The organism is Hymenobacter metallicola, from assembly GCF_004745645.1.
Lineage (GTDB): Bacteria > Bacteroidota > Bacteroidia > Cytophagales > Hymenobacteraceae > Hymenobacter > Hymenobacter metallicola.
Genome location: NZ_SRMB01000003.1, coordinates 708,063 through 734,077 on the forward strand (window position 1 = coordinate 708,063; position 26,015 = coordinate 734,077).

Genomic DNA, 26,015 nt, shown 5'->3' on the forward strand with positions numbered 1-26,015 from the left:
CGTAAACGAACGGAAGTTGGCCGCTAGCTCGACAGTAAATATTCGCGTAAGGCTTCGTAGCGCGGCTTCAGCAGGGTACTGCGCTTGGGCTGCTGCATCAGGGCGTGCACCGAGTCGGGCAAGGCAATAGCCTGCCCAATCAGCGGCTCGACTACCTCGGGAAATTTCACCGGGTGAGCCGTTTCCAGAAACAGCCCGTGCTGCTCGGGCCGGGTTTGCAGGAACTCACTTAGGGCCTGGAAAGCCACGGCCCCGTGCGGGTCGAGCAGATAACCGGTTTGCTGGTACACCTGCTCAATGGTGGCGCTGGTCGTCTGGTCGCTCACCGAGCAGCCGTGAATGAGCTGGCTAATGGTGGTGTGGTTTTGGGCAAACAGCTCCAGAATGCGGGTGAAATTGCTGGGGTTACCTACGTCCATGGCGTTGGAGAGAGTAGCAACGGCGGCTCTGGCGGTAAAGTCGCCGGTACGCAGGTAGGTGGCTACCGCGTCGTTGGCGTTGCAGGCCGCTACAAAGTGCCGTACTGGCAGCCCCGACACGTAGGCCAACAACCCCGCGCAGAGGTTGCCGAAGTTGCCGCTGGGCACGGCGACTACCGGCGGCTCCGGGTGCTGCCACTGCTGCCAGGCGTAGAGGTAATAAAGTTGCTGGGGCAGCCAACGGGCCACGTTGATGGAGTTGGCCGACGTCAGGGTCAGGTGGCTGGTAACGGCCGAATCGGTAAAGGCCTGCTTGACAAGCTGCTGGCAGTCGTCGAAGTCGCCCTGTACTTCCAGGGCCCGGATGTTCTGGCCCAGGGCCGTGAGCTGCCGCTCCTGCACCGGACTCACTTTGCCCGACGGGTAGAGAATCACTACCTCCACGCCTTCCACGCCCAAAAAGCCGTTGGCTACCGCCCCGCCGGTGTCGCCCGAAGTGGCCACCAGCACGGTTACCCTCCGGGTTTGGTGGCGCGAAAAGTAGCCCAGGCAGCGGCTCATAAATCGAGCCCCGACATCTTTGAAAGCCAAGGTGGGGCCGTGAAATAGCTCCAGGGCCGCAATCTGCTCCGTAACGGGCACCACCGGAAACGGGAAGTCCACGGTTTCGGCGCAGATGCGGGCCAGCTCGGCGGTGGGAATCGTGTCGCCCACGTAGGGCTGCATCACCTGCAGGGCTAGTTCGGCTTTGGGCAGGGTTTTGAGGGTACGGAGCAGCTCGGGTGAGAACTTCGGAATGGATTCGGGAAAGTACAAGCCGCCGTCGGGGGCCTGGCCGGCAATGGTGGCGGCCCGGAAGTCGACGCTGGGGGCCTGGTGCTTAAGGCTATAATACTGCATGGGCGTGAAGCTGCTCAGTGGGCACTACGCGCACCCCGCCGGGGCTGATGCGGGTAACGTAGGTATGAAAGTCGATGCCCAGATCCTGGTAAATCTGCTGCATGGCCCGGGCCACGGCCTGGGCCGTTTCCTCGGTGCGGCTCAGCATAAAAATGGACGGGCCCGAGCCGGAAATACCGCCGCCCAGGGCCCCGGCCAGTCGGCTCTGCTCTTTCACCGCTGCAAAGCCCGGAATCAGAATGCTGCGCACGGGCTCGATGATGACGTCTTCCAGGGAGCGGCCAATCAGGTCGTAGTCGCTCTTGAGCAGGCCCGCCACCAGCCCGCCCACGTTGCCCCACTGCCGAATGGCGTCCTTGAGCAGGACCTCTTTTTTGAGAATCTGGCGGGCATCGGAGGTTTTGATTTCAATCTGGGGATGCACCACCGTCACGTGGAGCTCGGGGGCGGGCAGGGGCACGATGTCGAGCCTGGGCTCGGTAGCCCGAATCAGCGTAACGCCCCCGTAAATGGCCGGCGCAATGTTGTCGGCGTGCTGCACGCCCGAGGCCACTTCTTCCCCGAACATGGCAAAGCGCACGAGGTCTTCCTGGCTGAATGGGTTGCCCAGCAATTCGTTAGCGCCCACTACGGCCCCGGCGGCACTGGCGGCACTGCTGCCGATGCCACTGCCGGGCTTGATGTTTTTCTGAATCCGGACCTCGATGCCCGTGCCCGCCGGGGCTTCGCGCAGTAAGGCCAGCAATGCCGCCCCGGCCACGTTGCGGGTGGGCTCGGTGGGCAGGTTGTAGTCGTCCTCGTTGATGATGGAGACGCCGGGCGTGTCGGTCAGGCGCAGGTGCATGGTATCGGTGGGCGTGGCCAGGGCAAAGCCCAGCACGTCGAAGCCGCAGACGACATTGGCCACGGTGGCCGGGGCCAGTACGGTGATGGAACGTGACATAGTATGAGGTTTATTTTTTTGAAGATCAGAACGTCATTCCGAGCGAAGCCCAAGAATCTCGCGTGCTGATGTTGTTTTCTCTGTCATCCTGAACGCAGTGAAGGGCCTTATCACGTCGAAACAAGTCGTTGTCACGCCAGTCGTTCGTATCCCCTAAGGTCCTTCACTGCGTTCAGGATGACACAGACAGAAGAAGATGACGGACGAAGAAAACCCGTCCCTCTCTACCCCCGGGCCGTGCGGATGATGTCGGCAAAGACGCCCGAGGCCGTTACCTCGGCCCCGGCCCCGGCGCCCTTGATGACCATGGGCTGCTCGGGGTAGCGGTTGGTGTAGAACAGTACCGCGTTGTCTTTACCGTGCAGGGCGTAGAAGTCGTGGCCGGGGGCAATGGACTGCAAGCCTACGCTGGCTTTGCCATCGGCGTAGCGGGCCACGAACTTGAGCTTCTTCCCTTGGGCTGCCGCCGCTTCGTAGAGGCTGCGGAAATGGTCTTCGTGCACGGCCAGCTGCCCGTAGAATTCTTCTACGTCGCCTTCCATACACGATTCAGGCAAAAACGACACATTCTGAATCTGCTCCATTTCCAGGGTTTCGCCCGACTCGCGGGCCAGAATCAGGATTTTGCGGGCTACGTCGGTGCCGCTCAAATCCAGGCGGGGGTCGGGCTCGGTGTAGCCTTCCTTCTGGGCCTGGCGCACTACTTCGGCAAAGGGGCGTTTGCCGTCGTAATGGTTAAACACGAAGTTGAGCGTGCCCGACAATACGGCCTCAATCCGGTTCACTACGTCGCCGCTGCGCAGTAAGTCGTTTAGCGTCCCGATGATGGGCAGGCCGGCGCCCACGTTGGTTTCGAACAGGAAGTCGGTGTTGAACTCCTGGGCCAAGGACTTCAGGCGGGCATAGTTCACGTACTCCGAGGCGCAGGCAATCTTGTTGCACGCCACCACCGCCACGCTTTTTTCCAGCAGAGCCCCGTACACCTGGGCCACGTCGGCGCTGGCCGTCACGTCCACAAACACGGCATTGCGCAGGTTGCGGGCGTGGATGGCCTCGACCAGCGTGGGCAGGTGCAGGGGCTCACCCTCGGCCAGGGCCTGTTTCCACTCGCCCGGCTCCAGTCCCTGCTCGTGCAAGGCAAACGTGCGGCTGTTGGCCACGCCCACCACTCGCACGTTCAGCTTGAGCTTCTCCTGCAAATAGGCCTGCTGGCGGTCCAGCTGCTCCAGAAGCTTGCCGCCCACGTTGCCCACGCCCACCACGAATAGGTTGACCTGCTTGCTGGTGGCCTCGAAGAACGACTCGTGCAGCACGTTAATGGCCTTTTTCACGTCCTGGGCCCGAATAACGGTCGAAATGTTCTTCTCCGACGAGCCCTGGGCAATGGCCCGGATATTCACCCCGTTGGTGCCCAAAGCCCCAAACAGGCGGCCGCTGATGCCGGTGTGGTTTTTCATATTCTCACCTACCAAGGCCACAATGGCCAAATCGGTTTCCAGGTGCAGCGGATCTACCTTACCGACGGCTATTTCGTAGGCAAACTCCTGGTCTACGGAACGTTGGGCCGCGGCGGCATCCCGGGCGTTGATGGCCACGCTGATGGAGTGCTCCGAAGAGCTTTGGGTGATGAGAATCACGTTGATTTTCTCCCGGGCCAGGGCCTCAAACAGCCGCTTCGAGAAACCGGGAATGCCCACCATGCCACTGCCTTCGAGGCTGAGCAAGGCCAGCTGCCCGATGCTCGACAGCCCGCGCACAATGTGGTTGCTAGCCGGCGGGTTTACTTCGACCAGGGTGCCGTGGTCGGTAGGGGCGAAGGTGTTCTTGATCCAGAGCGGAATGCCCTGGCTCATGACCGGCTGAATGGTGGGCGGGTAGAGCACCTTGGCCCCGAAGTGCGACAGTTCCATGGCTTCCTGGTAGGAAATGCGCGGAATGGGCCGGGCGTGCGGTACCAGGCGCGGGTCGGCCGTCATCATGCCGCTCACGTCGGTCCAGATTTCCAGGCGGCTGGCACCCAGCGCGCCGGCGAAAATAGCGGCGGTGTAGTCGGAGCCGCCCCGGCCCAGCGTGGTGGTAGCACCCTGGGCATCGGCGGCAATAAAGCCCGGCACGATGTAGAGTGATTCGGGCTGCCCGCTCACAAAGTCGTTAATAAGCTGAGTGGTAACGCCGAAGTCGACGGTGGCAAAGCCGTACTGCGAATCGGTGCGGATAAGCGGGCGGCTGTCTTGCCACTGGTGGACTACCTGTCGGGCTTTCAAGCTGGCTGCTACCAGCTGCGACGACAGCAGCTCGCCGAAACTCATCACCCGGTCGAGGGTGCGCACGCTCAGCTCACCGAGCAGGAAGACCCCGTCGCAGATGCTTTCCAGCTCGTTGCAGTGCTTCTTCACCAGGCTTAGCACGCTGCTCTGGCTCACGACGGGCACCAGCTCCCGGGCGGCTTCCATGTGGCGGCTTTCGAGGGTGCGCAGGCGCTCCTTGTAGTCTTCGTTGCCGGCAGCAGCCAAGCGGCCGGCCTCAATCAGCGCGTCGGTGGTGCCGCCCAGGGCCGACACCACCACGAGGGTGGTTTCCTGCTGGGCTGCCGCTGTTACGATATCAATAACCTTGGTGATGTTGGCCGCATTGGCCACCGACGTACCCCCGAATTTTAGAACCTGCATACCGAGTAGCTTGAAAAGAATACACACGAAAAAGCCCGGGCGAAGAGGAATCCTGCGGGATTTCCTCGGCTCGGGCTGCGACTCAAAAAGAAACTAGAGAGAAAGAGGTAGGTGCAGCCCGGTTACCGGGTTGTTGTGACCATACCTGTACCTATGGGAATCACGGGCAGGGCGCAAGAGAAAACAGCTGTAGCGAAGTGCTGAAGCATAAGGCGCGTTGAATATTGAGCCCAAAGTAGTGAATTATCTGACCCGCCCAACTTTACCGGCAGAATTTTACTGAACTCACCATCCGGCAACCAGCAGGAGACAAGGTCATGTCGCGTCCGCACTATAATCTATTGGCTACACGGAACGCGGGGCCGGGTTCATCGTGTTTGTTTCCTTACCTTTGCAAAAGCAAATACAATTTCCTGAAGGCAAGATGCTAGATAAACTGGAGGCCATTCGCCAGCGCTACGAAGACGTAAACGAGCAGCTGATGCAGCCCGAGGCCATGAGCGACATGAAGCGCTACAAGACCTTGAATAAAGAATTTAAGGACCTCGGCAAAATCGTGGCCGAATACAAGAATTATCAGCAGGTGCTCTCCAATATCGAGGGTGCCCGTGAAGTTATTGCCACCGAGAAAGACGAAGACTTCCGCCAGATGGCCAAAGACGAGCTCGAAACCCTGCTGCCCGAGCAGGAGCGCCTCGAAGCCGTTATCAAAGACCTGCTGATTCCCAAAGACCCCAACGACAGCAAGGACATCATCATGGAAATCCGGGCCGGGGCCGGCGGCGACGAAGCGGCCATCTTCGCCGGCGACCTGCAGCGCATGTACATGCGCTTTGCCGAACGCCAGGGCTGGAAGATGGAACTCGTGGACGCCACCGAAGGCACTTCGGGCGGGTACAAGGAAATTATCCTGGCCGTGAAGGGCGAGGACGTGTACGGCAAGCTCAAGTTCGAATCGGGGGTGCACCGCGTGCAGCGGGTGCCGGCCACCGAAACCCAGGGCCGCATTCACACCTCGGTGGCTTCCATCGTGGTAATGCCCGAAGCCGAGGAGCTCGACGTGCAGATCGACATGAACGACGTGCGCAAGGACTTGTTTATGTCGTCGGGCCCCGGTGGGCAGTCCGTAAACACGACCTACTCGGCCGTGCGCCTCACCCACTTGCCTACGGGCCTCGTGGCCCAGTGCCAGGACCAGAAGTCTCAGCTTAAGAACTTCGACAAGGCCTTGCAGGTGCTTCGCTCCCGCCTCTACGAAATCGAGCTGGCCAAGAAGAACGAAGCCGAAGGCGCCCAGCGCAAGAGCATGATTGGCGGCGGCGACCGGTCGGATAAAATCCGTACCTACAACTACCCCCAGGGCCGCGTCACCGACCACCGCATCGGCTACACGGTCTATAACCTGGCCAGCGTGATGGAAGGCAACATCGACGACTTCGTGGAGCAGCTGCGTATCGCCGAAAGCGCGGAGCGTCTGCAGGAAGGCGTCGCGTAAGCCCAACGCACTAAGCGGCTTTGTCATCCGTTTGTCATCCTGAGCCCGCCAAGGACCTTACCCGCGCTAGAACAAGTCGGTAGGTACTTGGGCGGGCTCAGGATGAATGCTTTATAACCGATACGTTTCTATGCGCTTTCTGCTACCCTGTCTGCTTGTCTTGTCGTGCCTGCTTACCGGGCTGCCGGGCTGCGAGCCGAAGGAAGACCTGTTTACCACCGACCCCAGCGCTAAGCTCGACTTCTCGACCGATACGGTGATGTTCGATACGGTTTTTGCCCAGGTCGGAACGGTTACCAAGCGCCTGTGGGTGTATAACCGCAACAGCCGGGCCGTGAAGGTAGAGCAGATCAGCGTGCTGAATCCAGGCGTGTCGGAATACTCCATCATTGTGAATGGCGACGCGGGGCCACTAGCCAACAACGTCGAAATCAGGGGCAAAGACAGTCTGCTGGTGCTGGTGCGGGCCAAGCTCGGGCCCGGCACGGCCCAGCCCGAGGGCAAGCCTTTCCTCAATACCGACCAGCTGCAGTTCAAAACCAACGGCAATAACCAGCAGGTCGAGCTGGTAGCCTACGGGCAGAATGCTTTTTTCCACCGCGGCGTGCTGGCCTGCAACGAAGTGTGGCGCGCCGACAAGCCCCACGTGCTGCCAGGCTCCGTGCTGGTGCCCACTGGCTGCACGCTAACGATTGAGGCCGGGGCCCGCGTGTATGTGCACGCCGGGGCGGGCATTGTGGTGAAGGGTACGTTGCGGGTCAACCCCGACTTTGTACCGACCGGCGAGCTGAAACCCAACGACCGGAATATCGTGCGCTTCTCCGGCGACCGGCTGGAGCCGTTCTACAACGACATCCCCGGGCAGTGGGCCGGCATTCAGTTCGACTCGGTAAGCAGCCGCAACAACATCGTCCGCTACGCCGAAATCAAAAACGCAAGCTTTGGCTTGCTGGTGTACAACCCTGGCAACTACCAGCCCCGCCCCCGGGTAACGGTCGAAAATGCAGTATTCCGGAATATTTCCGCGGCGGGCCTCTCCTTCGCCAATGCTGGGCAGGCGTACGAAGGAGCTGGAGTGTTCAGCTTCGGCGGTGAGTTTAATCTTACCAATTGCCTGTTTACCAACTGCGGGGAGTATGCAGTCCGGGGCCTGGCCGGCGGGGCCTTCAACCTCAACTTCTGCACCATTGCCAACTACACTCCCCAGTTCCGCCGCGAAACTGAGTCGTTGGAGTTTGATAATCGCACGCTCCTGAAGCGGGTGCCCGGGCCGCTACCCATGCGCGTGGCCATTCGCAACTCCATTATCTGGGGCTCTATTCCGGATGAGCTGCTGCTGATTGGGAGCAATGACTACAGTGAGCTGGTTATTCAGAACAACGTAATCCGTACCCAGCGCTACAAAACGGACTTGGCGGGCAGCGCCTTAGGCAACCTTATCAATGTGGACCCGAAGTTCAAGCGCCCCGCCAGCCAGTTCACCGACCGGATTGATTATAACCTCGATACACTTTCCGCAGTGAGCAATACGGCCAAGCCCTTCGGCGTCGCCACCGACCTGCTCAACCGCCCCCGCGACCCGGCCACGCCCGACCCGGGCGCCTACGAGCGGAAAAACCGTTAGTCCCGCCCTTATGATCTGGATTCAGAAACGCCTGCGCCTGCCCGCCGTGCGCCGGGGCTTCCACCTCATCACCGATGTGCTGGTCGCGGAACTGCCCGAGTTGGAGCGTATCCATATCGGGACGGTCCACTTCTTCATCCAGCACACCTCGGCCAGCCTGAGCATCAACGAAAACGCGGACCCCACCGTCCGGCACGACTTCGAGCAGTATTTCAACCGGGCCGTGCCCGAAAATGCGCCCTACTTCCAGCATACCCAGGAAGGCCCCGACGATATGCCCGCCCATCTGAAAGCCGCCATGCTGGGCACTTCGGTCACCATTCCAATTACCAACGGAGAGCTAGCCCTGGGCACCTGGCAGGGCGTATACCTGGGGGAGCACCGCAACCACGGTGGCCGCCGCTGGATAGTTGCAACCCTGATGGGTATCGAGAAATAAGCGGCACAAATAAATCTGGTAAGGCGAAGGCCGGAGCCTAAACATTTGCGTAAGAGGCTGAAAAGGCCCTTGTCGCGCTATGGTTTCTGCTGTCCTGCTTTCTGCCGCCAAACTCGTTCCTGCCCTGGCAGTGTACGTTGCTATTGGCCTGGGCGCATGTTCCGGCGACAAACCTCCGGTGGTCACGGCCCGTGCCCAGGCGGCCCCGCCCACTTCGCCCAAGCGCCGGGTGGCCCCCAAGCCCGTCGCCGTGCGGCAAGCGACCTGCGTGATGACCAATGATACGCTGGCCGGGCAGCCTTTCGGTACGGAGCCCACCGTGGCCGAGCTGTTAGGTGCTGGAGCCAAAGTCATGTCGCGTAAGCCCTTTCCTAACCTGCACGAAAAAGGCCAGACCGACACCATTCTCACCTTGCAGCACCAGGGCAACCAGTTCGAGTTTTACTGCATGCCCGAGCAGCGCCTGCTGCGGCGGGCAGTCATCACCAACTTTCGACCGGCCTATGGCCAGCGCCTACGCCTGACCTTGGACGCCTCGACCCGGCAGAACGGCGGTTCCTGTGCCAAAGTGCACATCCGCGACACGGAACGGGCCAACAACGTTTCGGCTACCTTCTCCGAGGGCAAACCGGCCGTGGCCCGCGTCGAGCCCTACCTGGACTAACTCGGCCGCTGCTACGGCAGTACCTTGACGGTAGCCGAGTACCGCAGCGTATCAAACATGACCAGCTTCTGCACCCCCTGCACCTGATAGGAGGTCAGCAGGCCATTCTGGTGATTCAGAATCAGGGTCTTACGGGAAAAGAACAGTGGGTTGTCCTGAGTCAGTACGGCCTCGATAGTGCCACCCCGCGTATCCGTTTGCGCCACCCGCAGCTGGTCCACGATATTCTCTATGCCCGCTTTGCGGCGGTATACCTGCCCGGTGGTAAGGGTGTTGGTTGCGGGCCCAGCCTGAACTTCGTAAGCACCGCGCAGAGCGGGCTTGTTGATATCGGCCTGGTAGAAAACCTGTAGCTCCTTGCTCCAGTCGACTTGGGCCACGCGGGTGGTTTCAATATCTCCATCCCGTAGCATCACCCGCTTTTCGACGGCCGGCTTCCGCTGATTGAGCAACGCCGCTTGCGCATCTAGAAAGCTCTTCACGTCGAAATACAGCGGCTTGCGGGCCGGCTGGCCAGCGCGGGCAGCATCCTGCTCCTGACCACAAGCCGTCGTCAGGAGCAGGCAGGCGGCGGCCCATAGTGCTCTACCCATTCGTAGAAGCAACAGCGGATTGGAGCAATGATACGCCGGTCATGTCGGCGGGCTGCGAAAGGCCCATCAGCGCCAGTACCGTTGGGGCAATGTCGCCCAGCTTACCGTCGGCCAGCGTGCCCTGGTAAGTGGTATCCGCCAGGATGCAGGGCACGAGGTTGGTGGTATGGGCTGTGTTGGGGCTGCCATCCGGATTGATCATCATGTCGGCGTTGCCGTGGTCGGCAATGATGATGCAGGCATAACCACTATCCAGAGCAGCCGTCACCACGTCGCGGGTGCAGGTATCCACGGTTTCCACGGCTTTCACGGCGGCTTCAAATACACCAGTATGGCCTACCATGTCGGGGTTCGCAAAGTTGAGCACCACAAAGTCAGCCGACTTGGCCCGGAGCTCCGGCACCAGCGCGTCGCGCAGCTCATAAGCACTCATTTCCGGCTGCAAGTCGTAGGTGGCTACTTTCGGCGAGGCCCGCATGAGGCGGGTTTCGCCCGTGAATTCCACCTCGCGCCCCCCTGAGAAGAAGAAGGTTACGTGCGGGTACTTTTCGGTTTCGGCAATGCGAATCTGCTTTTTACCGTTAGCTTCCAAGACTGCGCCCAAGGTATTTTCGAGGTTGTCTTTCTCGAAAATTGGAGTGACGCCCACAAACGTGGCGTCGTAGTTGGTCATTGTCAGGTAGTGCAGGTTCAGCCGGTGCATGTTGAAGGCGTGAAAATCCTGCTGGGTCAGGGCCTGCGTGATTTCCCGGCCCCGGTCGGTGCGGAAGTTAAAGCAGATAACCACGTCGCCTTCCTGAATGGTAGCCAGCGGCTGCCCATCGGCACCAACCTTGACAATGGGCTTCAGGAACTCATCTGTCACGCCTTCCTTATAGGAATCCAGCATGCTCTGAATCAGGTTCTGGGAAGGTGCCCCCTTGCCGTTCACCATCAGGTCGTAGGCTACTTTCACCCGTTCCCAGCGGTTGTCGCGGTCCATGGCGTAGTAGCGGCCCACGACGGAGGCAATTTTGGCTCCGCTGCGGGCCAGGCTCTGCTCCAGGTCGTTCACGTAATTTACGCCACCCTTAGGGTCCGTGTCCCGGCCATCAGTAAAGGCATGAATAAACACCTTGTGCACGTCGGCATCGTGGGCCAGGGTGCACAGCGCTTTTAGGTGCTCAATGTGGGAGTGCACCCCCCCATCCGACAGTAGCCCGATGTAGTGCAGGTTGCGGCCCGTGGTGCGGGCATATTCGAAGGCTTTTTCCAAAGCGGGCATCGAGCCCAGCTTCCGCTCCCGAATGGCTTTGTTGATGCGCACCAGATCCTGGTACACCACCCGGCCGGCCCCAATATTCATATGGCCTACCTCGGAATTACCCATCTGCCCGTCGGGCAAACCAACTGCTTCGCCGGAAGCCTGCAGCTTACTGTGTGGAAAACGTTGAAACAGGGAGTCCACAAACGGAGTATTGGCTTTGTCAATAGCCGATACTTCCTTATTCTGAGCTAGACCCCACCCATCCAAAATTACCAGCAATACCTGTTTATTCATAAGCGCAAAGATAGGGGCACCAACGCTAACGTGTGCATTTTGTTGGATTAGGTTAACTTGGGGCCGTGGCGAACGGCTGTAGGGACATTTTATAAACCATGCCTAGTTGGCATAGTTTTCGCGAACCGCATGATACATTCCCTACTATAGTATGAAACGCAACATATTTCAGGTTATTACCGTCGTGTGGTTTCTGTTGCTCTCCGTAACGGTACTGGCACAAGGTGAGGCCTTCACTCCAGTGCGAAACGCCATCCGGAGTGGCTCGTCCCGGGAGTTGTCCCAATACTTTGGCTCTACGGTAGAGTTAAGCTTTGACGGTGATAAGCAAAGCTATAGCTCCACGCAGGCCGAATTCGTAATGAAGGACTTCTTTGCCAAGAACTCCCCCGCCGGGTTCGACTTCGTGCATTACGGGGGTAGTAACGAAGGAACGCCCTACGCGGTTGGCAAGTATGTCAGCAAAACCGGGGCTTACCGGATGTTCGTTAAGATGAAGTCGGCCCAGGGTAGCCTGGTTATCGATACTATCGATTTTACGAAAGAATAACCTGGGTGCTGGGGTCGAAGAGCTAAGAATTTGAAAAAAAGCTACTTATTCTAACTCAGCCGTCGCGCATTCGTCGCCAACTGTTTTTGAGGATTCTAAGCAAGGCCCCGGCGCAAGTCAGGGCCTTTTTCTATTTTTGCACCGTGCAAAACCCTCCCTACCTGACCTCCGAAGCCCTCACTACCTTTATTCGCACGGCCCTGGCCGAGGATATTGGCGACGGCGACCATTCCTCCCTGGCAGCTATTCCGGCCGACGCCCGCAACCGGGCCCATTTGCTGGTTAAAAGCGAAGGTATCTTGGCTGGCGTTGAGCTGGCTCACCTTATCTTCCGGGAAGTGGATGCTGATCTGCAAGTAGAGCAACGCCTGGCCGACGGGACCCACGTAAAGCACGGCGACATTGCTTTTATTGTGGAAGGTCGCTCCCAGAGCATCTTGACGGCCGAGCGGCTGGTGCTCAACTGCATGCAGCGCATGAGCGCCATTGCCACGCATACGGCCTACCTGACCAGCCTGATGGCCGGCACCAAGGCCAAGCTGCTCGATACGCGCAAAACCACGCCCAATTTTCGCCTCTGCGAAAAATGGGCCGTGCTCATCGGTGGTGGCGTCAACCACCGCTACGGCCTCTTCGATGGTATTATTTTGAAGGACAACCACGTGGACTACGCCGGTGGAATACGTCCGGCCATTGAGGCCACGAAAGCCTATTTGGAGCGCACGGGCCGCAACTTGCCCATCGTGGTGGAAACCCGCACGCTGGCCGAGGTAGAACAAGTCCTCGAAGTGGGCGGCATTGAGCGAATCATGCTCGATAACATGGCGCCGGCCCGCCTGCGCGAAGCCGTAACCCTGATTGCCGGACGTTTTCCCACGGAGGCATCCGGAGGCATCACCGAGCAAACCATTACGGAGGTAGCTCAAACCGGCGTCGACTTCATCTCAGTGGGCGCCCTGACGCACTCCGTTAAGAGCCTCGACCTGAGCCTAAAAGCTTTTTAAATGTGTTGCTGTATCTGAATGTGTTGTGAGGCTAATGTGTTATCAATCATTGGCTTCCTTCATCTTCTTTACGCTTCTCACATTTCTCATAGTAGCATATTAGCACATTACCCCCAATGCAACAGCCCAATCAACGCGGTGGCTACCGGCAAGCCCAGGGCCCCGCGCCCATGGCCATCCGTACCAAAAAGTACCAGCTCGATACCGATACCTACACGCGCATGGCCATGGCGCAGGTGTGGCGGAAAGAATGGTGGTATGCTCTTATTCCCTTAGCTATTGGTCTGCTGCCCGCCGTTATCTGGCCCTCGTGGTGGTGGGTGCTCGTGGCCGTGCTGCTCACGTTACTGTACGTGCTGCTGCGCTCGGCCCAAATTACGGGCGTGGCCCAGATGGAGCAAAGCAAGGCCCTATTTGAGCGGATGAACTTTGAAATCGACAATCGCCAGATCATCCTGCGTCAAAGTGAAACCAAGGGGATGGGCCTGAACTGGGACATGATTGGGCAGGCCCGCCGCGACGCGGATGCCTACTGGCTGTGGCTACAGCCCCCCACGGAAGCCAATGAGCTGAAGGGCTTCAAGGGCTGGATGGCCCGCACGTTCAACGTGCCGATTTTCCTGCATCTGCCGCTGCGCATCTTCAACTCGCCCAACGATATCAAGCTGTTTGACTCGATGCTGCGGCGCAAAAACCTGCTGCCGGCTCAATCTCCGGCTGCCGCTGCGCCTACGAGCCCAACTTCCGCGTAACTTTGAGCCGGCCACGCCGGTACAGTACTCTGGTACTAAGCGGGTGGGGCAACAGGTCATTCGCCGTCCTTCCGGCTGGTTGCCTGCCATAGCTTAGCCTTTTCAACCTCTTACGAACATGACTAAAAATCTTCTGTTCTGCGCCGTGGCCGTAGCCACTCTGGCCCTGAACGCCTGCAGCAGCGAACCTTCCGACCTGCGTCCGGAAGCCAAAGTGTCCTTGGATCAGGTAGCGCCCGGCTCCCGCTCCAGCGACAATTTCGACCAAGGAACGGTAGAGGAAGCCCACCAGGCCAAAGGTGGTGCCATTGCGGAACCCATCAGCTCGAACGTAGAATTTGAAAAGGACCGCCACCCGAAAGCGGAAGAAGCCCGCTCGGCCAATGGCGAAGCGGAAGACCGGACCAAATCGGAAGCGGCGGCTCCCGGTGCTGCCAACACCCAGCACGACGAAAATGAAAAGCCAGCTGAACAGCTGAAGGAAGAATAGTATCCTCCGCTTATTACTTCGTTTGGCCCCAGTGCTGGTTCTCCTCAACCCGTTGGAGAAGGTAGCACTGGGGCCAACTTGCTGTATGCGCACGGCGGCTTACCGGCCGTCGGCCCAGAATGTCGGCGGCTTTTTGTAACATTGTTGCAAAATAAAGCGTCTGGCATGGTCGACCAGGCTCACCGGCCGCTTTCCTTTGTGCTCCTGCTCCAATTCTCTCTGAATGCCACACTCCGACGCTGAGTGGTTTAGTACCTGGTTCGATTCGTCTTACTACCACCTGCTCTACCGGGACCGAAACCACGCGGAAGCGCGGTTTTTTATTGATGAACTGCTACTGCATCTGCACCCCAAGCCCACCACGCGGTTGCTGGACTTAGCCTGCGGCAAAGGCCGGCACGCCATTTACCTGAGCGAAAAAGGCTACGATGTAACCGGGGTCGACTTGTCGCCGGAGAGCATTGCCTTTGCCCAGCAGTTTGCCCACGAGCACCTGCACTTTCACGTGCACGACATGCGCAATCCGCTGCCCTACGGCCCGTTCGACTTTATCTTCAACCTGTTCACTAGTTTCGGCTACTTCGCCAACGAAACGGAAAACGTGGTGGCCCTGCGCTCGGCAGCGGCGGCCTTGCGGCCCGGCGGCAAGATGGTCATCGACTTTATGAACACCGAGCGCACGGTGCGGGAACTGGTAGCGCGGGAAGAGAAAATGGTGGAAGGCACGACGTTTCGTCTGCGCCGCCACCTCGACAACGACTTCGTGGTGAAGGAAATTAGCTTCACGGACAAGCAAGGCCAGGAGCGCATGTACGAAGAACGAGTACGGGCCCTGAGCCGGGAACGGTTTGAAGAGTACTTCCAGATGGCCGGGTTGCGGCTGGCCGAGGTGCTGGGCGACTACCAACTGGGCCCCTACGACGAGCAGACCAGCCCCCGAATGATCTTCGTCCTAAAGAAATAAGAGTTGCCTGCGGGCTATTATCCAGCTGTTCTATTCTTGCGTAGCCTTCATGTGGTTTGCCGTTTTCCTGCTATTTCTGACCGTGATGGGAGCGGGCTGGCTCACCAGGCTGGTGCCCACCGCGCGCACTGCCTGGATGAAGCCCCTGCTAGCTTTCAGTGGCGCTTATCTGTTTACGCTGACCATTATGCACTTGCTGCCCGAGGCCCTGAGTGCGAACCCCAGCATTAGTCACCGCATTGGCTATTTCGTGCTGGCCGGCTTTTTTGGGCAACTGCTGCTGGAAGTATTCTCCCAGGGTGTGGAGCATGGCCACGTGCATTACCACACCTCCCACGCGGGGCGTGTGCCGTTTCTGCTGCTGTTTTCATTGGTGCTGCACTCGTTTCTGGAGGGCAGTATTTTAGTCAAGTCGCCGGAAGCGGCTGGCGTGGGGCAAAGCTTCTACGCTATTCTGGCTGGCATTGCCCTGCACCATATTCCGGCAGCCTTCGCCCTGATGGCCGCTTTATTATTGCGCCTGAACAGCTTTCAGCGGGCCTTTCCGTATCTGGTACTGTTTGCCTTGGCAGGGCCAGCCGGTATTGTTGTCAGCAACTACGTGGTGCTGGAAGACCTGCTGCAGGGCGGTTGGTACGCGGCCTTGCTAGGGCTGGTGGCCGGTAACTTTCTGCACGTTTCCACCACTATCCTGTTCGAAACCAGCCCCGAACACCACCTGAATCTGCCCAAGCTGGCCGCTACCGTAGCCGGCTGCGCCCTGGCCTTGGCCGTCGACCTGGTGTAATACGGCGGGTCGGCTGCTACAAATCGGTGTCGATAACCGGGCCCGAGCCGCGTAGGAACCGCTCTAGTTGCGTGGTTCGGGCGGTTTGCTGCGCCAGAGCTTCCTGCAGGGCCACCAGGCGCCGCCGCATGGCCACAATAATGTCGATGGCCTCTTTGCTCATGCCCAAATCGTGGTGCAGGCGGGCCAGGCGGGCTACGTGGTCGGCCTCGCCCTGGATGGCGCCGGGCGTAGTGGACTCATCCAACAGGCCCAGATCAACAAATTCGCGGACGTCAGCCTCACTGAGTCCGTACCGGGCCGAGCATTCGTGCAGCGTGATGGTGATGAAGTGCGTTTCCATACCGGTTAAGCTTCATTGCGGAGGTGGGCCAATTGCTGAATCAGGCCTTTTTCTTGGTCAGTCAGGTTCTGGGGCAAGGTCAGGGTGAGCCGCAGATACAGGTCGCCAAACTGCCCAGTCTGCTTATACACCGGGAAGCCCTTGCCGCGCAGCCGCAGCCGGGTGCCGTTCTGCGTCTCGGGCTGGATCTTGATTTTAACCGGCCCGGAAAAAGTATCCACTACCTGCTCGCCCCCGAGCAAGGCTTTATAGATGCTGACGGGCACATCCATGGTTAGGTCGTTGCCGGTGCGGGTGTAGCGGGCATCGGGCTGCAGGCGAATGGTGATGTAGAGCGAGCCGCTGGGCCCACCGTTGCGGCCGGGGGCGCCCTGGTCGCGCAAGCGGATGGTCTGGCCGTCTTCCACGCCGGGCTGAATGGTAATCCGCAGCTTCTTGCCGTTCACCGTCAGGGTGCGGGGGCCGCCTTCGTAGGCATCCTGCAAGGTCAGTTCCAGCTCGGCTTGGTAATCCTGCCCGGCGGCGGGGCGGGGGTTGCCGGTAGCGCGCCCACCGGAGCCGCCGAAAATGGAGCTGAAAAAGTCGGAGAAGTCGGCGCTGCCGAAGGGGTCGGAACTGCCGCCACTACCGAAGCCCTCGAACCCACCGCCCTGCGCGTACTGCGACCAGTCGAAGCCGCCGGCACCCGCGCCACCGCGGCCCGCCCCGGCTTGCTGATAGCGCTGCCAATCGGCACCGAGCTGGTCGTACTTGCGGCGCTTGTCCTCGTCGCTGAGCACTTCATTAGCTTCGTTCACCTCCTTGAAGCGTCGCTCGGCGTCGGGGTTGTTCGGGTTTACATCGGGGTGGTATTGCCGGGCAAGCTTGCGGTAGGCTTTCTTGATTTGGTCGGTGGTAGCGTTTTTCTCAACGCCCAGAATCTTATAGTAGTCCTTGTAGTCCACGGAGATGAAATTTTTGCTGCGCCCAGGTAAGCGGAAAGCTAGTGTCCGATAGGCTTACCTAACGCAGACAAGGTGTTGCATTTAACTTTTCTTGAGCGGATCGTGGCCCCAGTTCATCAGTGAGTAGCGCCAGCGGGAGTGCTCCTTATCCGTGGCTGGGCCCTGGGCCAGGTGCCGGCTGATGTAAGCGTGCACCTTGTGCATGTGGGCTTCGTCGGCACTGGTCAGCTCGGATTTCTTCTTGGCCAGAATCTGCAGGATGTGCTTGCCCGACTTGTGGCCCACGCTTTCCCCGTCGCCATCGTCTTGCCCTACCGACTTGGATTCTTCCGTGCTCAGCCACTGCTTGAGTTCGGCAGCCGTCATATTCACTTGGCGCTGAAATTCAGCGTAGATATCGGACGAGGATTGGGTAGTGCTCATAATTGCAGAGTTGGGAGTTGCTATAAAGAAGGTTACGGTCGAGCCGCTGTCTCTTTTTAACGCCATACCTACTTTTAGAGTTGCTACAACCGCGCCGGGAACTTTGCCGGGTCTTTTGTATTTTACATCACTTGAAATATTAGTCTTCTCTCTCACTCTCCCAACTTATTATCGCATGAAACTTCGTTTCTCACTCGTACTAACGGCAGTGCTGACCCTGGCAGGGGTAGCGGCTCAAGCTCAAACCAAGGTTGCCCCGCGCCGGGCCGTAGCGCCCAAGGAAAAAGTAGTCGTCCGCGAAGGCGTCACGATGAAGGACGGAGTTGTTATGCGGGAAGGCAAAGTGCTGGTAACTCGCCAAGGCCTGACGGCTCCCCTTACCGAGCCCACCACGCTCACCAACGGCACTAAAATCATGGCCGATGGCAGCGTGACCATGGCCGATGGTAGCACCGTGGTGCTGAAAGAGGGCGACATGCTCTCCTTAAGTGGCCGCCTGACGACTATGGCTATGAAAGCGGAGCAAGACAGCCTGATGGCCGCCGCTAAGAACGGCGGGAAAGGTAAAATGAAAATGAAGCGCAAAAACTAGGTTGTAACTACCTTACATAGAAAAGCACCGCAGCCAGGAGCCGCGGCGCTTTTCTATGTAAGGTAGAACAGGGGAGGAGCTACCGGTGGGTGTAGTCCTGAAATATTTCCCTGACCTCGGCATCGTCACGCGCTTCCACGATTTCGTTGATGACGAATTGGATTTCTGCTTCCGTCCAGCCCTGGGCTTCGGCTGCTTTGACAAAGGCACTAAGGGCCGTAAACCGATCGGCTTCGGCGGGAAAAAGCCAGGTTACTTTTTTGCGAATGCGCATCGGGTAGCAGTGCAGGTACGGTACAAAAGGATTGGTAATCAGCGTTTGGCGGCGCGCACTACTTTGAGCTGCACGGGGGCTACGCCCGCGTCCACGATGTCGATTTTGCGGGCCGCCTTGCGCGAGAGGTCAATAACGCGCCCTTTCGCGTGCGGGCCCCGGTCGGTGACGGTAACTTTGACGGTGCGTTTGTTCCGCGGGTTAGTCACTTTTACCACCGTACCGAAAGGCAGCGTATTGTGGGCGGCCGTCAGCTTGTTGGGGCGGTAGGTGGTACCGCTGGCTGTCTTGCGGCCGTTGAACTTGTCGGCGTAGTACGAAGCGCCCCCGCTCTGGGTAAAAGCACTTTTACTGCCTCCGCAGCTGCTAAGCAAGCCGCTGGCAGCCAGTAGGCTAAGAAGGGTCAGACGGAAGATAGAACTCATCAGGACGGGTTTAGTTGGTGCGGCCGGCTTTCGGCCCGGAAGCGGGAATGCGCAGCGCCAGCAGGCTTTCGAAGTTACCCTGAAAAACGTTGAAGTCGACGGTGCCGCGGATGCCTGGCACGTAGGCTTCGTCGCTGTGCTGCCAGATAATCCACTTGTCGCGGGGCAATACGGGGCTTTCCACCTCGTAATGCGCCAGCCAAAGGGGGTATTCATCGAAATGGCCGGCCAGGTGACGCTTGTAGAAGCTGTAGTTGGAATACAGGATGGGCCGCACGCCGTAGTGCCGCTCTACCAGGCGCAGCCAGGTGCCCACGCCCCGCCGCATCACGGCTACATCATGAAACTCGGGCGCTTCCACATCCAGCACCGGCGGCAGGTCGCCGGGGGAGAGCGGTACGGTGCGCGTAAACAGATTGGCCTGTTCGGCCCCGTCGTAATTGGGTTGGAAGTAATGGTAAGCGCCCCGGTAGACGCCCGCCTTTCGGGCCTCGCTCCAGTTGCGGCGGAAGCGGGCGTCGCGCAGGGTCACACCCTCACTGGCTTTGATGAAGGCAAAGCGCACGTTGTGCTCCGCCACGGTTTTCCAGTCGATCTTGCCTTGGTAGGCGGATACATCGATACCGTGTACGGAATAGCCGGCCAGCAGCGGAGTTTTTTCCCGGCCCGTGAGGCTGCCTAGGGTAAAGCTGGCGTAGGCGCGGCGGGCGTAGCGGTGAATCTGCCGTTGGTAGCGAATATATACAACCAGGCTCAGCGCCGCCAGCGCCAGTACGGCCAGGCCCAGGTAGCGGCGCCAGGCAGAGGCCCGGCGGCGGGAAGTAGGTCGGGAGGAGCGTCGGTTCATGAGGGTTGGCATGCCAAAGGTAACGAACAACCCGGCGCCAGTAATGCCCGGGAGAAGGCAAAAAGTGCGGGCTGGTTCCCAAAGAAAAGGCGTAGCCCGTATATACACCGGCTTTTTACCACCTTTGCACGATTTTTCCCTCCTCGCTATGGCTCAGCCCGACCTCCACGACGTCCGCGACGAATCCGGCCGCCTCATCCGTGAATTGCACGGCATTACCCTGGCTCAGATTCTGGAGTATCTGGTAGCGCACTATGGTTGGCCAGGCCTGGATGAGCGGATTCGCATCAACTGCTTTTCCGTGAACCCCAGTATCAAATCGAGCCTGACGTTTCTGCGCCGCACTCCCTGGGCCCGGGCCAAAGTAGAAGACTTGTACGTACGGGCCCGGAGTGCCGAAGTAGCAGGCAAGAAAAAGCCCTAGGCGGCCCAGCCACAGAATAGGAGGGATGCAAGCTGTTTTTTGGTACAGTTCTTGGCTTGTATTGTACAACAGCCTGAATTTTACTTTTTAACTCTCCTTTTTCCATGAAAAACACCCTTCGTACCGCCGCCGCTTCTGTTCTGTTTGCCAGCTTCCTGGCCTTTGGCTCTTCGGCCCAGGCCCAGGAGTTCAAAACGCAAGGCAAGGGCAAAGGCGCACTGGTGTATAAGTCGCAATACAAGGAGTGCATCACAGGCGACCTGACCGGCCTAGCTCAGTGCGTAAACATGACTCAGGAGACCTACGTGGTAACGCCCTCCGGCAACGAAACCTCGGTGTGGAAAGGCACGGCCCCGGTCGAGCTGCGCCCCAAGACTACCCTGGTGAAGGATGCCACCTGGCAAGAAGCTGGTAAGACCTACACTTCCCGCAGCACCACCACACCCAGCGGGGAAGTAACCGTAACGCTGCACTACAAAGGCAATGGCAACGGTAAGGGCAAAGCCAAAGGCTAAGTGCTAAGCTGCTTATAAGTTGACAATCGGCCAGCGGATATCTTCGCTGGCCGACTTGTTTTTGTAGCTTGGGGTTGAAATGGCTGAAATCACCGAAAAATCTGGGCCGCTGGCGCGCTTAGTGGGCTTTGTCTTGTTTGTGGCGTTTGAAACGGCCGCTTATTACCTGCTGCGCTGGCTTACGTCGGGGCTGGGCATGGCCGACCAGTTCCAGCCCGAAAACACGATTGTCAGCAACTGGGTCAAAACGGTCGTCTTTCTGCTCTTGCACCTGGCCCTGGTGGTGCTGGCCGTGCTGATGCTCAGCAACCGGCTCCCGCGGCGCTACCGGGGGCAGGTAATGGGCTGGTTTTACTTGTCGCTGCTGCTGGGCTTTGTGCTGCTCCTCCCGCTGTTCAGCTAAGCGGGGCAATAAAAAAGCCACTGCGAGGGCAGTGGCCAGGTGGAACAATGGTGTCGGTCGGCCCCGACGGTATAAAAAGGGCAGCAGGAGCAGATTCCTAGCGCTGCTTGATTTCGATTTCCCGCTTCTGGGCGGCCGCGTCCTTAAACGGAATCCGAACCTGCAACTCGTGGCCTTTGTGCACCGCATCGATGCGGCTCAGGTCGAGGTTGGCGGGCAGGTCCAGGGTCTGGGCAAACAGCGGGGCTGCTAGCTGATCTTCCGGATTATGACGGTACTCACAATACACCGTGAGCTTGGTGTTGTCGAGGATGACGTGGAAGTTTTCGGGACGCACGGCCGGAATAGCCACCCGAATCACCACGCCCTGCTCACGCTTATCTACGCGCACTACCGCCTGGGCCGTGCCGCCACCCAACGTGTTGAGCAGGTCGAGCTGAGGGGCGATGTTACGAATAAACTCTTTGCTAATCAGATTCATGGCTGTGTTTCCTTGCTTGGTTGACAGTCTAAATACAAACCTTGTACCAGTCCGGAATGTGGGCCGGTTAAGTTAGTTTACAGCCACAATGGCCGAACAAAGCCTCTGCTAAAGATGGTTTCCGGTCATTATGGCGTATTAGAAGCGTGGGCATTGCCGGAAAACTGCCAACTGGACCGCCCAGGCGCGACCAAGCAGAAGCCGCTAATAGCAGGATGCCTTTTCAGATCTAAGGGCCGTATACTCGGGTTTCGGGTTCTGTTATCTTAAGCTGCCGATGGCCTCTTCCACTACCTATAATTTGCAGCAACTCCCCAGCCGCGCGCCAGAGGGCTTACATAAGGCGGAGGCAGAGCGTGATTTAAAACGAATCCGTCAGGATCTGGTGGAGCTGCAGGACAGCCTGTATGCCGAGAACCGCCGCAGCGTGCTGGTGATTCTGCAAGGCATGGACGCCAGCGGCAAAGATGGCCTGATTCGTAAGGTGTTCAGCGGCTTAAACCCCCAGGGCGTGCGGGTACATTCCTTCAAAGAACCTACTACGGAGGAGCTGGCCCACGACTTTCTGTGGCGCGTGCACCTGCAGGCACCCCGGCACGGCATGATTCAGGTATTCAACCGCTCCCACTACGAGGATGTGCTTATTACGCGGGTCGAGCAGCTGATAACCACGGAAGAAGCCCGGCGGCGCTTCACGGCCATCAATGCCTTCGAAAAGCTCCTGCAGCAGGCCGGCACCACGGTGCTCAAATTCTACCTGCACGTATCGGAAGACGAGCAGCGCCAGCGCCTGCAAGAGCGCATCAGCGACCCGACCAAACAGTGGAAATACGAAGCCGGGGACGAGGCCAAGGCCAAAAAGTGGCCGCTCTACCGCAAGGTCTACGAGGACGTATTCCGGCACTGCAACCCCGCTAGCTGCCCCTGGCACGTGGTGCCCGCCGACCAAAACTGGTACAAAGCGTACCAGGTAGCTAAAACCCTGCGCGATGCGCTGCAGGAAATGAACCCTCAATACCCGGCCAGCAAGCTGGAGCGCCCCAAGCAGACTTAGTACAACGTCCAGACCTTGTCGTCGGCCTGGGCCAGAATTTCGTTCTGCCACAAGAGCTGCTCTTCCCGGATAGGGTAAGGCACGTTATTGCGAATGGTCTGGTACACTGCCTCAAACAAGCCCGTGTAATCCCCTTTGGCCGTGGGAAGCACCGTGGTGGTTTTCACGTCGTTGCCGCCGGCCACGGTAAGCACGCCAGCCTGGTCAGCTGGTTCCAGGCCGTACTCGGGGGCTAAGGGAGAAAGGCCACTGATGAGCTGCGCCTCCTGCACGTCGCCGCGGGTTTTGCGGAAGCTGCCCTGGGTGCCGTGCAGCACGAAGGCCGGCAGCGGGTCGGCAATCAGCAGGCCCGAGGCTACGGTCACCGTAAAGTTTGGGTACAGCAGTTGAATCGAGAAGTAGTCGTCGACCCGGGTGCCTGCCCGGAAGCGGCCAGCGGTTTTGCGCGACTGTAGGGGCTGGCCAAACAGGCTGATGGCTTGGTCAAGTAAGTGGGGGCCCAGGTCGTAGGGCAGGCCGCTACCGGGCAGGGGCGTTTCCTTGAACGGCTTGGGATTCAGCGTCGTCTTGAACCGGTCGTAGCGGAACGTAACCTCGATAAGCTGCCCCAGCTGTCCGCTTTCCACCACGTGCTTCACCAGCTGAAAGTCGCTGTCCCAGCGGCGGTTCTGGTAGGCCAGCAGGTGCTTGCCCTGCTGCCGGGCCAGGCCCCACAGGTCGCGTACTTCGTCGGGCGAGGTGGCCACGGGCTTTTCCAGCAACACGTGCTTGCCGGCCAGCAGGGCCTGGCGCGTGAAGTCGGCGTGGGTGTTGCTGGGCGTGTTCACCACAATCAGCTCCAGACTATCGTCGGCCAGCAGGGCTTCCACGCTGTCGTAGCTGACCACGGCGGGGTACTGGCGCTGGGCCTCCTTGCGGCTTCGTTCGGTTACGGCGGTTAGCTCAAAGCCGGGGTGCGTGGCCACGAAGGGCGCATGAAATACCTTGCCCGACATGCCGTAGGCCAGCAGGCCCGTGCGAATCTTTGTCATAGTCAGTAGCCGAAAAGCGGGGTAACGCCCGTTGCGAGAAAGTGGTTTGGCCCGGCAAGATGACGCCAGAAAGCCATTCCCGCAACGCCTATCCGCCGGGCCGCCTTACGCGCGGCCTGGACCCCGCGTTGACTTGCCGCCCGGGGCCCACTCTGCTACGAGCAAATTCTTAGGCTTTGGCAAACCACTTCAGCAGTTCCCGGCTCCGGCTGCGCAGCCTGTCCAGATACGATTGGGAAGAGCCGGTGGGCGTCGTAGCGGGCTTGGCCGCTGGGGCCACCTTTTTAACGGGAGCCTTGCTTACGCTCACGCTTTTGCCCGTGCGCTGAGTAGTGGCCGCGGGCTTTTTAGGAGCGGTTCGGCTGAGCTTGGCTAGTAGAGAGGGCGCCGCCGGAGTGTGAAACTGCCACGTGGGGTTGCCATCCAGGGCGTACATAGCCTGCTGGCCGGTCGCCTCGTTCTGAAAGTATTCTACCACGCGGGCGTAGTAGGTCTTGTTCGGGGCCAGGTTTCGAATCGTGACGGTACTGTCGGGGCCGGCCGCTACTACGTAGGTGCCTTTGCCCAGCGCCGAGCCGTGGCCAAACGCAGTATTAGGCGCGTAGCTGGTGCCATCTTCGGGAAAGGTTTCTACCGGGCTGCCTTCCTTCAGAATCACCAGCCGCCGGCTGCCGTTGCCGTTGGTCCAGCGCAGAGAAGCCGTGCCGGCAGCGGCGGCGGCGCCTTTCAGGTTGGCGGCATTCCGGTTGGGCGGAAAAAAGTCCTGGGTAGGCCAGGTCGTAGCCCCTTCCACGCAGTCCCAGCCGAGCTTCTCGAGGTCGTTCCAGAAGCGGTTAGGGTTGGCGCGGCCATTAAGCAGAATAGCCCAGGTGTAGCCGTCGGCCGTCTGGGCCACGCAGCTGGCCGTACCATCGAGGCTGCCGGTGTGCCAGTTCACTTTCTTGCTCACCATCCAGCCTTTGCTGTAGTGACGGTTGTTGTCCGAGGGCTCCATCATTTGGCTGATGGTGGCCGGGCTGAGTACATCGGGGTGGAGCGAGTCGCCGTCGGTGGCCAGCATAAAACGCACCAAGTCGCGGGCCGTAAACAGCCAGCCGCCGTGGGCATTCATGGCCTCCAGGTTCCAGCTGCCGTAGGCGGCGGGCACGGTTTTGCCGGTGCCGTAGCAAGACGAGCGGTGGTCTTTGCTGAAGTATTCGGCCTCCCGCTCGGTTTTTTCGGCCAGCAGGTTGTGGCCTAGGTGGGCTTCGTAGATGCCGGCCGGCTGCAGGATATGCCCCTGCACCCAGGCTTCGTAGGGCTGGCCGGTCACTTTCTCTAGGATCTTGCCCAGCACGAGGTAGCCCACGTTGGAATACGCAAAGCGCGCCCCGGGCTTAAAATCCAGGCCTTTGGTGAGCAGGAAGCGCACCATGGTTGAGTCGCCGACGGGGTTGGGCGCGCTCAGCACGTCGGCTACGTGCAGGGGGAAGTCGATGGGGTCGGAGCTGCTGAAGCCGTCGGTGCCGTTGTTGCGGTTCCAGCCGGCGCTGTGTTCTAGCAGCTGCTGCACCGTGATATCGTAAATCCGCTCGTCGCGAATTGCGCTGGTATAGTAGGCCGACTGCAAGTAGCCTTCCGGGCCGAAGGCCTTGTGGTGGAGCTCGATCTGCCCGGCTTCAACCAGCTTCATAATAGCCGTGGCCGTCACGGGCTTCGACACGCTGGCTACCCGCAGCAGGTGAGAAGGCCGCATAGGCACGGTCCGGTTGAGGTCGGCGTAGCCGAAGGCGCGGGAATACACCAGCTTGCCGTGCCGGCTGATAGCCACAGAGGCACCCGGAATCTTCCAACGGTGCATAAACTGCTGGATGACCGCGTCGCAATGCGCCAGCTGGGGAGTAGAAGCGCCCGTTTGCGCCAGGGCCGGTACGGTAAGCAGCCCCAGGAACAGGGCCAGTAATTTCTTCACAAATCCAACTTGGCAAGTAAGGAGCTACACCATGCTTTTCAGAACGGGACAGTCTTCCGACTGAATTACAAGTTTATTGGATTATTCCGAATAAATGCTAAGCACTTTATAAGAATAATTTGTGCTTTTTAAAGTAGATTGTCTGTCTAGTTGGTTGATGGCTAGTATGTAGCAGAATTGGTCTGCCATCCTATAGCCTTGCTTGAATTTCAAGTAATAGAATTATGGCGTGTTGTGATAAACGGAGCCGCTGACCGGTAGGGGATGATACTAGGGGCACAAATGGCAAGAATCGTCAGGCAAGCAAAATACTCAGAAGTGGTGTGTGGAAGCTTGCCAGGAAGGAATACTGACTCCGTAGAGGCCCAAGTCAGTGAACAGCAGCCGAGCCCTGGCCGAAAGACCGAGCCGGGACCAGGTAATACGGCGTTACATCCGGGCAAGTAGCAGCTGGGGCCCTTGGGAACTCACTCCT

Annotated in this window: 29 protein-coding genes; 15 read left to right on the forward strand and 14 right to left on the reverse strand. The window is 59.2% G+C overall.

The window, feature by feature from the left end; translation table 11 throughout:
* Positions 1–23: 23 nt before the first annotated feature.
* The 3 genes from thrC to thrA form a co-directional block, all read right to left on the reverse strand.
* Complete coding sequence (gene thrC / locus E5K02_RS18235; RefSeq protein WP_135396626.1) at positions 24–1,319, reverse strand: threonine synthase; 1,296 nt, start codon at positions 1,317–1,319, stop codon at positions 24–26.
* On the reverse strand, positions 1,306–2,262 hold the full coding sequence (locus E5K02_RS18240) for a homoserine kinase (RefSeq protein ID WP_135396627.1): 957 nt from the start codon (positions 2,260–2,262) through the stop codon (positions 1,306–1,308). Before E5K02_RS18240 ends, thrC begins: the two co-directional genes overlap by 14 nt.
* 224 nt (positions 2,263–2,486) lie before the next feature.
* Positions 2,487–4,931, reverse strand: a complete 2,445-nt coding sequence (thrA, locus tag E5K02_RS18245; protein WP_135396628.1) for a bifunctional aspartate kinase/homoserine dehydrogenase I — start codon at positions 4,929–4,931, stop codon at positions 2,487–2,489.
* Positions 4,932–5,355: 424 nt separating this feature from the next.
* Between thrA and prfA the strand changes: the two genes are divergently transcribed.
* The 4 genes from prfA (at position 5,356) to E5K02_RS18265 (ending at position 9,153) form a co-directional block, all read left to right on the forward strand.
* Positions 5,356–6,426 carry a peptide chain release factor 1 gene (gene prfA / locus E5K02_RS18250; RefSeq protein ID WP_135396629.1) on the forward strand — a complete coding sequence of 357 codons (1,071 nt, stop codon included), beginning with the start codon at positions 5,356–5,358 and terminating at the stop codon, positions 6,424–6,426.
* Positions 6,427–6,556: 130 nt separating this feature from the next.
* Entirely contained in the window at positions 6,557–8,050 is a 1,494-nt protein-coding gene (locus E5K02_RS18255) for a hypothetical protein (protein WP_135396630.1), read from the forward strand.
* A gap of 10 nt (positions 8,051–8,060) precedes the next feature.
* Positions 8,061–8,489 (forward strand): secondary thiamine-phosphate synthase enzyme YjbQ, encoded by a 429-nt coding sequence (locus E5K02_RS18260; RefSeq protein ID WP_206025983.1) that lies wholly within the window; start codon positions 8,061–8,063, stop codon positions 8,487–8,489.
* A gap of 79 nt (positions 8,490–8,568) precedes the next feature.
* Positions 8,569–9,153: a hypothetical protein gene (locus E5K02_RS18265; RefSeq protein WP_135396631.1), complete on the forward strand. Its 585-nt coding sequence runs from the start codon at positions 8,569–8,571 to the stop codon at positions 9,151–9,153.
* An 11-nt stretch (positions 9,154–9,164) separates the two neighbouring features.
* On the opposite strand, the gene E5K02_RS18270 is transcribed toward E5K02_RS18265, so the two are convergent.
* Both E5K02_RS18270 and gpmI read right to left on the reverse strand, forming a co-directional pair.
* A complete protein-coding gene (locus tag E5K02_RS18270) occupies positions 9,165–9,746 on the reverse strand; it encodes a hypothetical protein (protein WP_135396632.1) in 582 nt (193 codons plus the stop codon).
* Positions 9,739–11,286 carry a 2,3-bisphosphoglycerate-independent phosphoglycerate mutase gene (gpmI, locus tag E5K02_RS18275; protein WP_135396633.1) on the reverse strand — a complete coding sequence of 516 codons (1,548 nt, stop codon included), beginning with the start codon at positions 11,284–11,286 and terminating at the stop codon, positions 9,739–9,741. The genes E5K02_RS18270 and gpmI overlap by 8 nt, the downstream gene beginning before the upstream one ends.
* A gap of 151 nt (positions 11,287–11,437) precedes the next feature.
* Here gpmI and E5K02_RS18280 point away from each other — a divergent pair, with 151 nt between their 5' ends.
* The 6 genes from E5K02_RS18280 (at position 11,438) to E5K02_RS18305 (ending at position 15,833) form a co-directional block, all read left to right on the forward strand.
* A complete protein-coding gene (locus E5K02_RS18280; RefSeq protein ID WP_135396634.1) occupies positions 11,438–11,836 on the forward strand; it encodes a DUF4783 domain-containing protein in 399 nt (132 codons plus the stop codon).
* Positions 11,837–11,979: 143 nt separating this feature from the next.
* Entirely contained in the window at positions 11,980–12,840 is an 861-nt protein-coding gene (gene nadC, locus E5K02_RS18285; RefSeq protein WP_135396635.1) for a carboxylating nicotinate-nucleotide diphosphorylase, read from the forward strand.
* A 116-nt stretch (positions 12,841–12,956) separates the two neighbouring features.
* Positions 12,957–13,592, forward strand: coding sequence for a hypothetical protein (locus tag E5K02_RS18290; protein WP_135396636.1), 636 nt, complete (start codon positions 12,957–12,959; stop codon positions 13,590–13,592).
* Positions 13,593–13,710: 118 nt separating this feature from the next.
* A complete protein-coding gene (locus E5K02_RS18295) occupies positions 13,711–14,082 on the forward strand; it encodes a hypothetical protein (protein ID WP_135396637.1) in 372 nt (123 codons plus the stop codon).
* 223 nt (positions 14,083–14,305) lie between these two features.
* Positions 14,306–15,046 carry an SAM-dependent methyltransferase gene (locus E5K02_RS18300; RefSeq protein ID WP_135396638.1) on the forward strand — a complete coding sequence of 247 codons (741 nt, stop codon included), beginning with the start codon at positions 14,306–14,308 and terminating at the stop codon, positions 15,044–15,046.
* Between the two features lie 49 nt (positions 15,047–15,095).
* Positions 15,096–15,833, forward strand: coding sequence for a ZIP family metal transporter (locus E5K02_RS18305; RefSeq protein ID WP_135396639.1), 738 nt, complete (start codon positions 15,096–15,098; stop codon positions 15,831–15,833).
* A 16-nt stretch (positions 15,834–15,849) separates the two neighbouring features.
* Here the strand turns inward: E5K02_RS18305 and E5K02_RS18310 are convergent, their stop codons facing one another.
* From E5K02_RS18310 to E5K02_RS18320, 3 genes are all read right to left on the reverse strand, one after another.
* The gene (locus E5K02_RS18310; RefSeq protein WP_135396640.1) at positions 15,850–16,176 is read right to left on the reverse strand and encodes a chaperone modulator CbpM; all 327 of its coding nucleotides are present in this window, start codon (positions 16,174–16,176) and stop codon (positions 15,850–15,852) included.
* Between the two features lie 5 nt (positions 16,177–16,181).
* On the reverse strand, positions 16,182–17,120 hold the full coding sequence (locus E5K02_RS18315; RefSeq protein WP_135396641.1) for a DnaJ C-terminal domain-containing protein: 939 nt from the start codon (positions 17,118–17,120) through the stop codon (positions 16,182–16,184).
* Positions 17,121–17,201: 81 nt separating this feature from the next.
* Positions 17,202–17,543 carry a DUF3140 domain-containing protein gene (locus tag E5K02_RS18320; RefSeq protein ID WP_135396642.1) on the reverse strand — a complete coding sequence of 114 codons (342 nt, stop codon included), beginning with the start codon at positions 17,541–17,543 and terminating at the stop codon, positions 17,202–17,204.
* A gap of 175 nt (positions 17,544–17,718) precedes the next feature.
* Here E5K02_RS18320 and E5K02_RS18325 point away from each other — a divergent pair, with 175 nt between their 5' ends.
* Entirely contained in the window at positions 17,719–18,135 is a 417-nt protein-coding gene (locus E5K02_RS18325) for a DUF6799 domain-containing protein (RefSeq protein WP_135396643.1), read from the forward strand.
* Between the two features lie 79 nt (positions 18,136–18,214).
* On the opposite strand, the gene E5K02_RS18330 is transcribed toward E5K02_RS18325, so the two are convergent.
* The 3 genes from E5K02_RS18330 to E5K02_RS18340 are packed head-to-tail and all read right to left on the reverse strand — an operon-like array spanning position 18,215 to position 19,681.
* A complete protein-coding gene (locus E5K02_RS18330) occupies positions 18,215–18,409 on the reverse strand; it encodes a hypothetical protein (RefSeq protein WP_135396644.1) in 195 nt (64 codons plus the stop codon).
* 38 nt (positions 18,410–18,447) lie between these two features.
* Positions 18,448–18,834 (reverse strand): septal ring lytic transglycosylase RlpA family protein, encoded by a 387-nt coding sequence (locus E5K02_RS18335; RefSeq protein ID WP_135396645.1) that lies wholly within the window; start codon positions 18,832–18,834, stop codon positions 18,448–18,450.
* 10 nt (positions 18,835–18,844) lie between these two features.
* Positions 18,845–19,681: a glycoside hydrolase family 25 protein gene (locus E5K02_RS18340; RefSeq protein WP_167856484.1), complete on the reverse strand. Its 837-nt coding sequence runs from the start codon at positions 19,679–19,681 to the stop codon at positions 18,845–18,847.
* A 148-nt stretch (positions 19,682–19,829) separates the two neighbouring features.
* Between E5K02_RS18340 and E5K02_RS18345 the strand changes: the two genes are divergently transcribed.
* The 3 genes from E5K02_RS18345 (at position 19,830) to E5K02_RS18355 (ending at position 21,023) form a co-directional block, all read left to right on the forward strand.
* Positions 19,830–20,105 (forward strand): VF530 family protein, encoded by a 276-nt coding sequence (locus tag E5K02_RS18345; RefSeq protein WP_135396647.1) that lies wholly within the window; start codon positions 19,830–19,832, stop codon positions 20,103–20,105.
* Between the two features lie 104 nt (positions 20,106–20,209).
* A complete protein-coding gene (locus E5K02_RS18350) occupies positions 20,210–20,620 on the forward strand; it encodes a hypothetical protein (RefSeq protein ID WP_135396648.1) in 411 nt (136 codons plus the stop codon).
* A gap of 79 nt (positions 20,621–20,699) precedes the next feature.
* Complete coding sequence (locus E5K02_RS18355; protein ID WP_135396649.1) at positions 20,700–21,023, forward strand: hypothetical protein; 324 nt, start codon at positions 20,700–20,702, stop codon at positions 21,021–21,023.
* A gap of 97 nt (positions 21,024–21,120) precedes the next feature.
* On the opposite strand, the gene E5K02_RS18360 is transcribed toward E5K02_RS18355, so the two are convergent.
* The gene (locus E5K02_RS18360; protein ID WP_135396650.1) at positions 21,121–21,504 is read right to left on the reverse strand and encodes an Hsp20/alpha crystallin family protein; all 384 of its coding nucleotides are present in this window, start codon (positions 21,502–21,504) and stop codon (positions 21,121–21,123) included.
* Between the two features lie 277 nt (positions 21,505–21,781).
* Here E5K02_RS18360 and E5K02_RS18365 point away from each other — a divergent pair, with 277 nt between their 5' ends.
* A complete protein-coding gene (locus E5K02_RS18365) occupies positions 21,782–22,558 on the forward strand; it encodes a PPK2 family polyphosphate kinase (RefSeq protein WP_135396651.1) in 777 nt (258 codons plus the stop codon).
* Here the strand turns inward: E5K02_RS18365 and E5K02_RS18370 are convergent.
* Positions 22,555–23,589 carry a Gfo/Idh/MocA family oxidoreductase gene (locus tag E5K02_RS18370; protein WP_135396652.1) on the reverse strand — a complete coding sequence of 345 codons (1,035 nt, stop codon included), beginning with the start codon at positions 23,587–23,589 and terminating at the stop codon, positions 22,555–22,557. The genes E5K02_RS18365 and E5K02_RS18370 overlap by 4 nt on opposite strands.
* Positions 23,590–23,758: 169 nt before the next feature.
* Positions 23,759–25,540: a serine hydrolase gene (locus E5K02_RS18375; RefSeq protein WP_135396653.1), complete on the reverse strand. Its 1,782-nt coding sequence runs from the start codon at positions 25,538–25,540 to the stop codon at positions 23,759–23,761.
* Positions 25,541–26,015: the final 475 nt, after the last annotated feature.

Bases quoted from the DNA above. Each gene is read 5' to 3' on its own strand.
- E5K02_RS18290 (WP_135396636.1), top strand. From the start codon at position 12,957: ATGCAACAGCCCAATCAACGCGGTGGCTACCGGCAAGCCCAGGGCCCC.
- E5K02_RS18320 (WP_135396642.1), bottom strand. From the start codon at position 17,543: ATGAGCACTACCCAATCCTCGTCCGATATCTACGCTGAATTTCAGCGC.
- E5K02_RS18370 (WP_135396652.1), bottom strand. From the start codon at position 23,589: ATGACAAAGATTCGCACGGGCCTGCTGGCCTACGGCATGTCGGGCAAG.
- E5K02_RS18365 (WP_135396651.1), top strand. From the start codon at position 21,782: ATGGCCTCTTCCACTACCTATAATTTGCAGCAACTCCCCAGCCGCGCG.
- E5K02_RS18295 (WP_135396637.1), top strand. From the start codon at position 13,711: ATGACTAAAAATCTTCTGTTCTGCGCCGTGGCCGTAGCCACTCTGGCC.
- E5K02_RS18240 (WP_135396627.1), bottom strand. From the start codon at position 2,262: ATGTCACGTTCCATCACCGTACTGGCCCCGGCCACCGTGGCCAATGTC.
- E5K02_RS18340 (WP_167856484.1), bottom strand. From the start codon at position 19,681: ATGAACCGACGCTCCTCCCGACCTACTTCCCGCCGCCGGGCCTCTGCC.
- E5K02_RS18325 (WP_135396643.1), top strand. From the start codon at position 17,719: ATGAAACTTCGTTTCTCACTCGTACTAACGGCAGTGCTGACCCTGGCA.
- thrC (WP_135396626.1), bottom strand. From the start codon at position 1,319: ATGCAGTATTATAGCCTTAAGCACCAGGCCCCCAGCGTCGACTTCCGG.
- E5K02_RS18310 (WP_135396640.1), bottom strand. From the start codon at position 16,176: ATGGAAACGCACTTCATCACCATCACGCTGCACGAATGCTCGGCCCGG.
- E5K02_RS18300 (WP_135396638.1), top strand. From the start codon at position 14,306: ATGCCACACTCCGACGCTGAGTGGTTTAGTACCTGGTTCGATTCGTCT.
- E5K02_RS18305 (WP_135396639.1), top strand. From the start codon at position 15,096: ATGTGGTTTGCCGTTTTCCTGCTATTTCTGACCGTGATGGGAGCGGGC.
- prfA (WP_135396629.1), top strand. From the start codon at position 5,356: ATGCTAGATAAACTGGAGGCCATTCGCCAGCGCTACGAAGACGTAAAC.
- E5K02_RS18355 (WP_135396649.1), top strand. From the start codon at position 20,700: ATGGCTGAAATCACCGAAAAATCTGGGCCGCTGGCGCGCTTAGTGGGC.
- E5K02_RS18345 (WP_135396647.1), top strand. From the start codon at position 19,830: ATGGCTCAGCCCGACCTCCACGACGTCCGCGACGAATCCGGCCGCCTC.
- E5K02_RS18280 (WP_135396634.1), top strand. From the start codon at position 11,438: ATGAAACGCAACATATTTCAGGTTATTACCGTCGTGTGGTTTCTGTTG.
- E5K02_RS18335 (WP_135396645.1), bottom strand. From the start codon at position 18,834: ATGAGTTCTATCTTCCGTCTGACCCTTCTTAGCCTACTGGCTGCCAGC.
- E5K02_RS18265 (WP_135396631.1), top strand. From the start codon at position 8,569: ATGGTTTCTGCTGTCCTGCTTTCTGCCGCCAAACTCGTTCCTGCCCTG.
- E5K02_RS18260 (WP_206025983.1), top strand. From the start codon at position 8,061: ATGATCTGGATTCAGAAACGCCTGCGCCTGCCCGCCGTGCGCCGGGGC.
- thrA (WP_135396628.1), bottom strand. From the start codon at position 4,931: ATGCAGGTTCTAAAATTCGGGGGTACGTCGGTGGCCAATGCGGCCAAC.
- E5K02_RS18360 (WP_135396650.1), bottom strand. From the start codon at position 21,504: ATGAATCTGATTAGCAAAGAGTTTATTCGTAACATCGCCCCTCAGCTC.
- E5K02_RS18330 (WP_135396644.1), bottom strand. From the start codon at position 18,409: ATGCGCATTCGCAAAAAAGTAACCTGGCTTTTTCCCGCCGAAGCCGAT.
- E5K02_RS18350 (WP_135396648.1), top strand. From the start codon at position 20,210: ATGAAAAACACCCTTCGTACCGCCGCCGCTTCTGTTCTGTTTGCCAGC.
- gpmI (WP_135396633.1), bottom strand. From the start codon at position 11,286: ATGAATAAACAGGTATTGCTGGTAATTTTGGATGGGTGGGGTCTAGCT.
- E5K02_RS18255 (WP_135396630.1), top strand. From the start codon at position 6,557: ATGCGCTTTCTGCTACCCTGTCTGCTTGTCTTGTCGTGCCTGCTTACC.
- E5K02_RS18270 (WP_135396632.1), bottom strand. From the start codon at position 9,746: ATGGGTAGAGCACTATGGGCCGCCGCCTGCCTGCTCCTGACGACGGCT.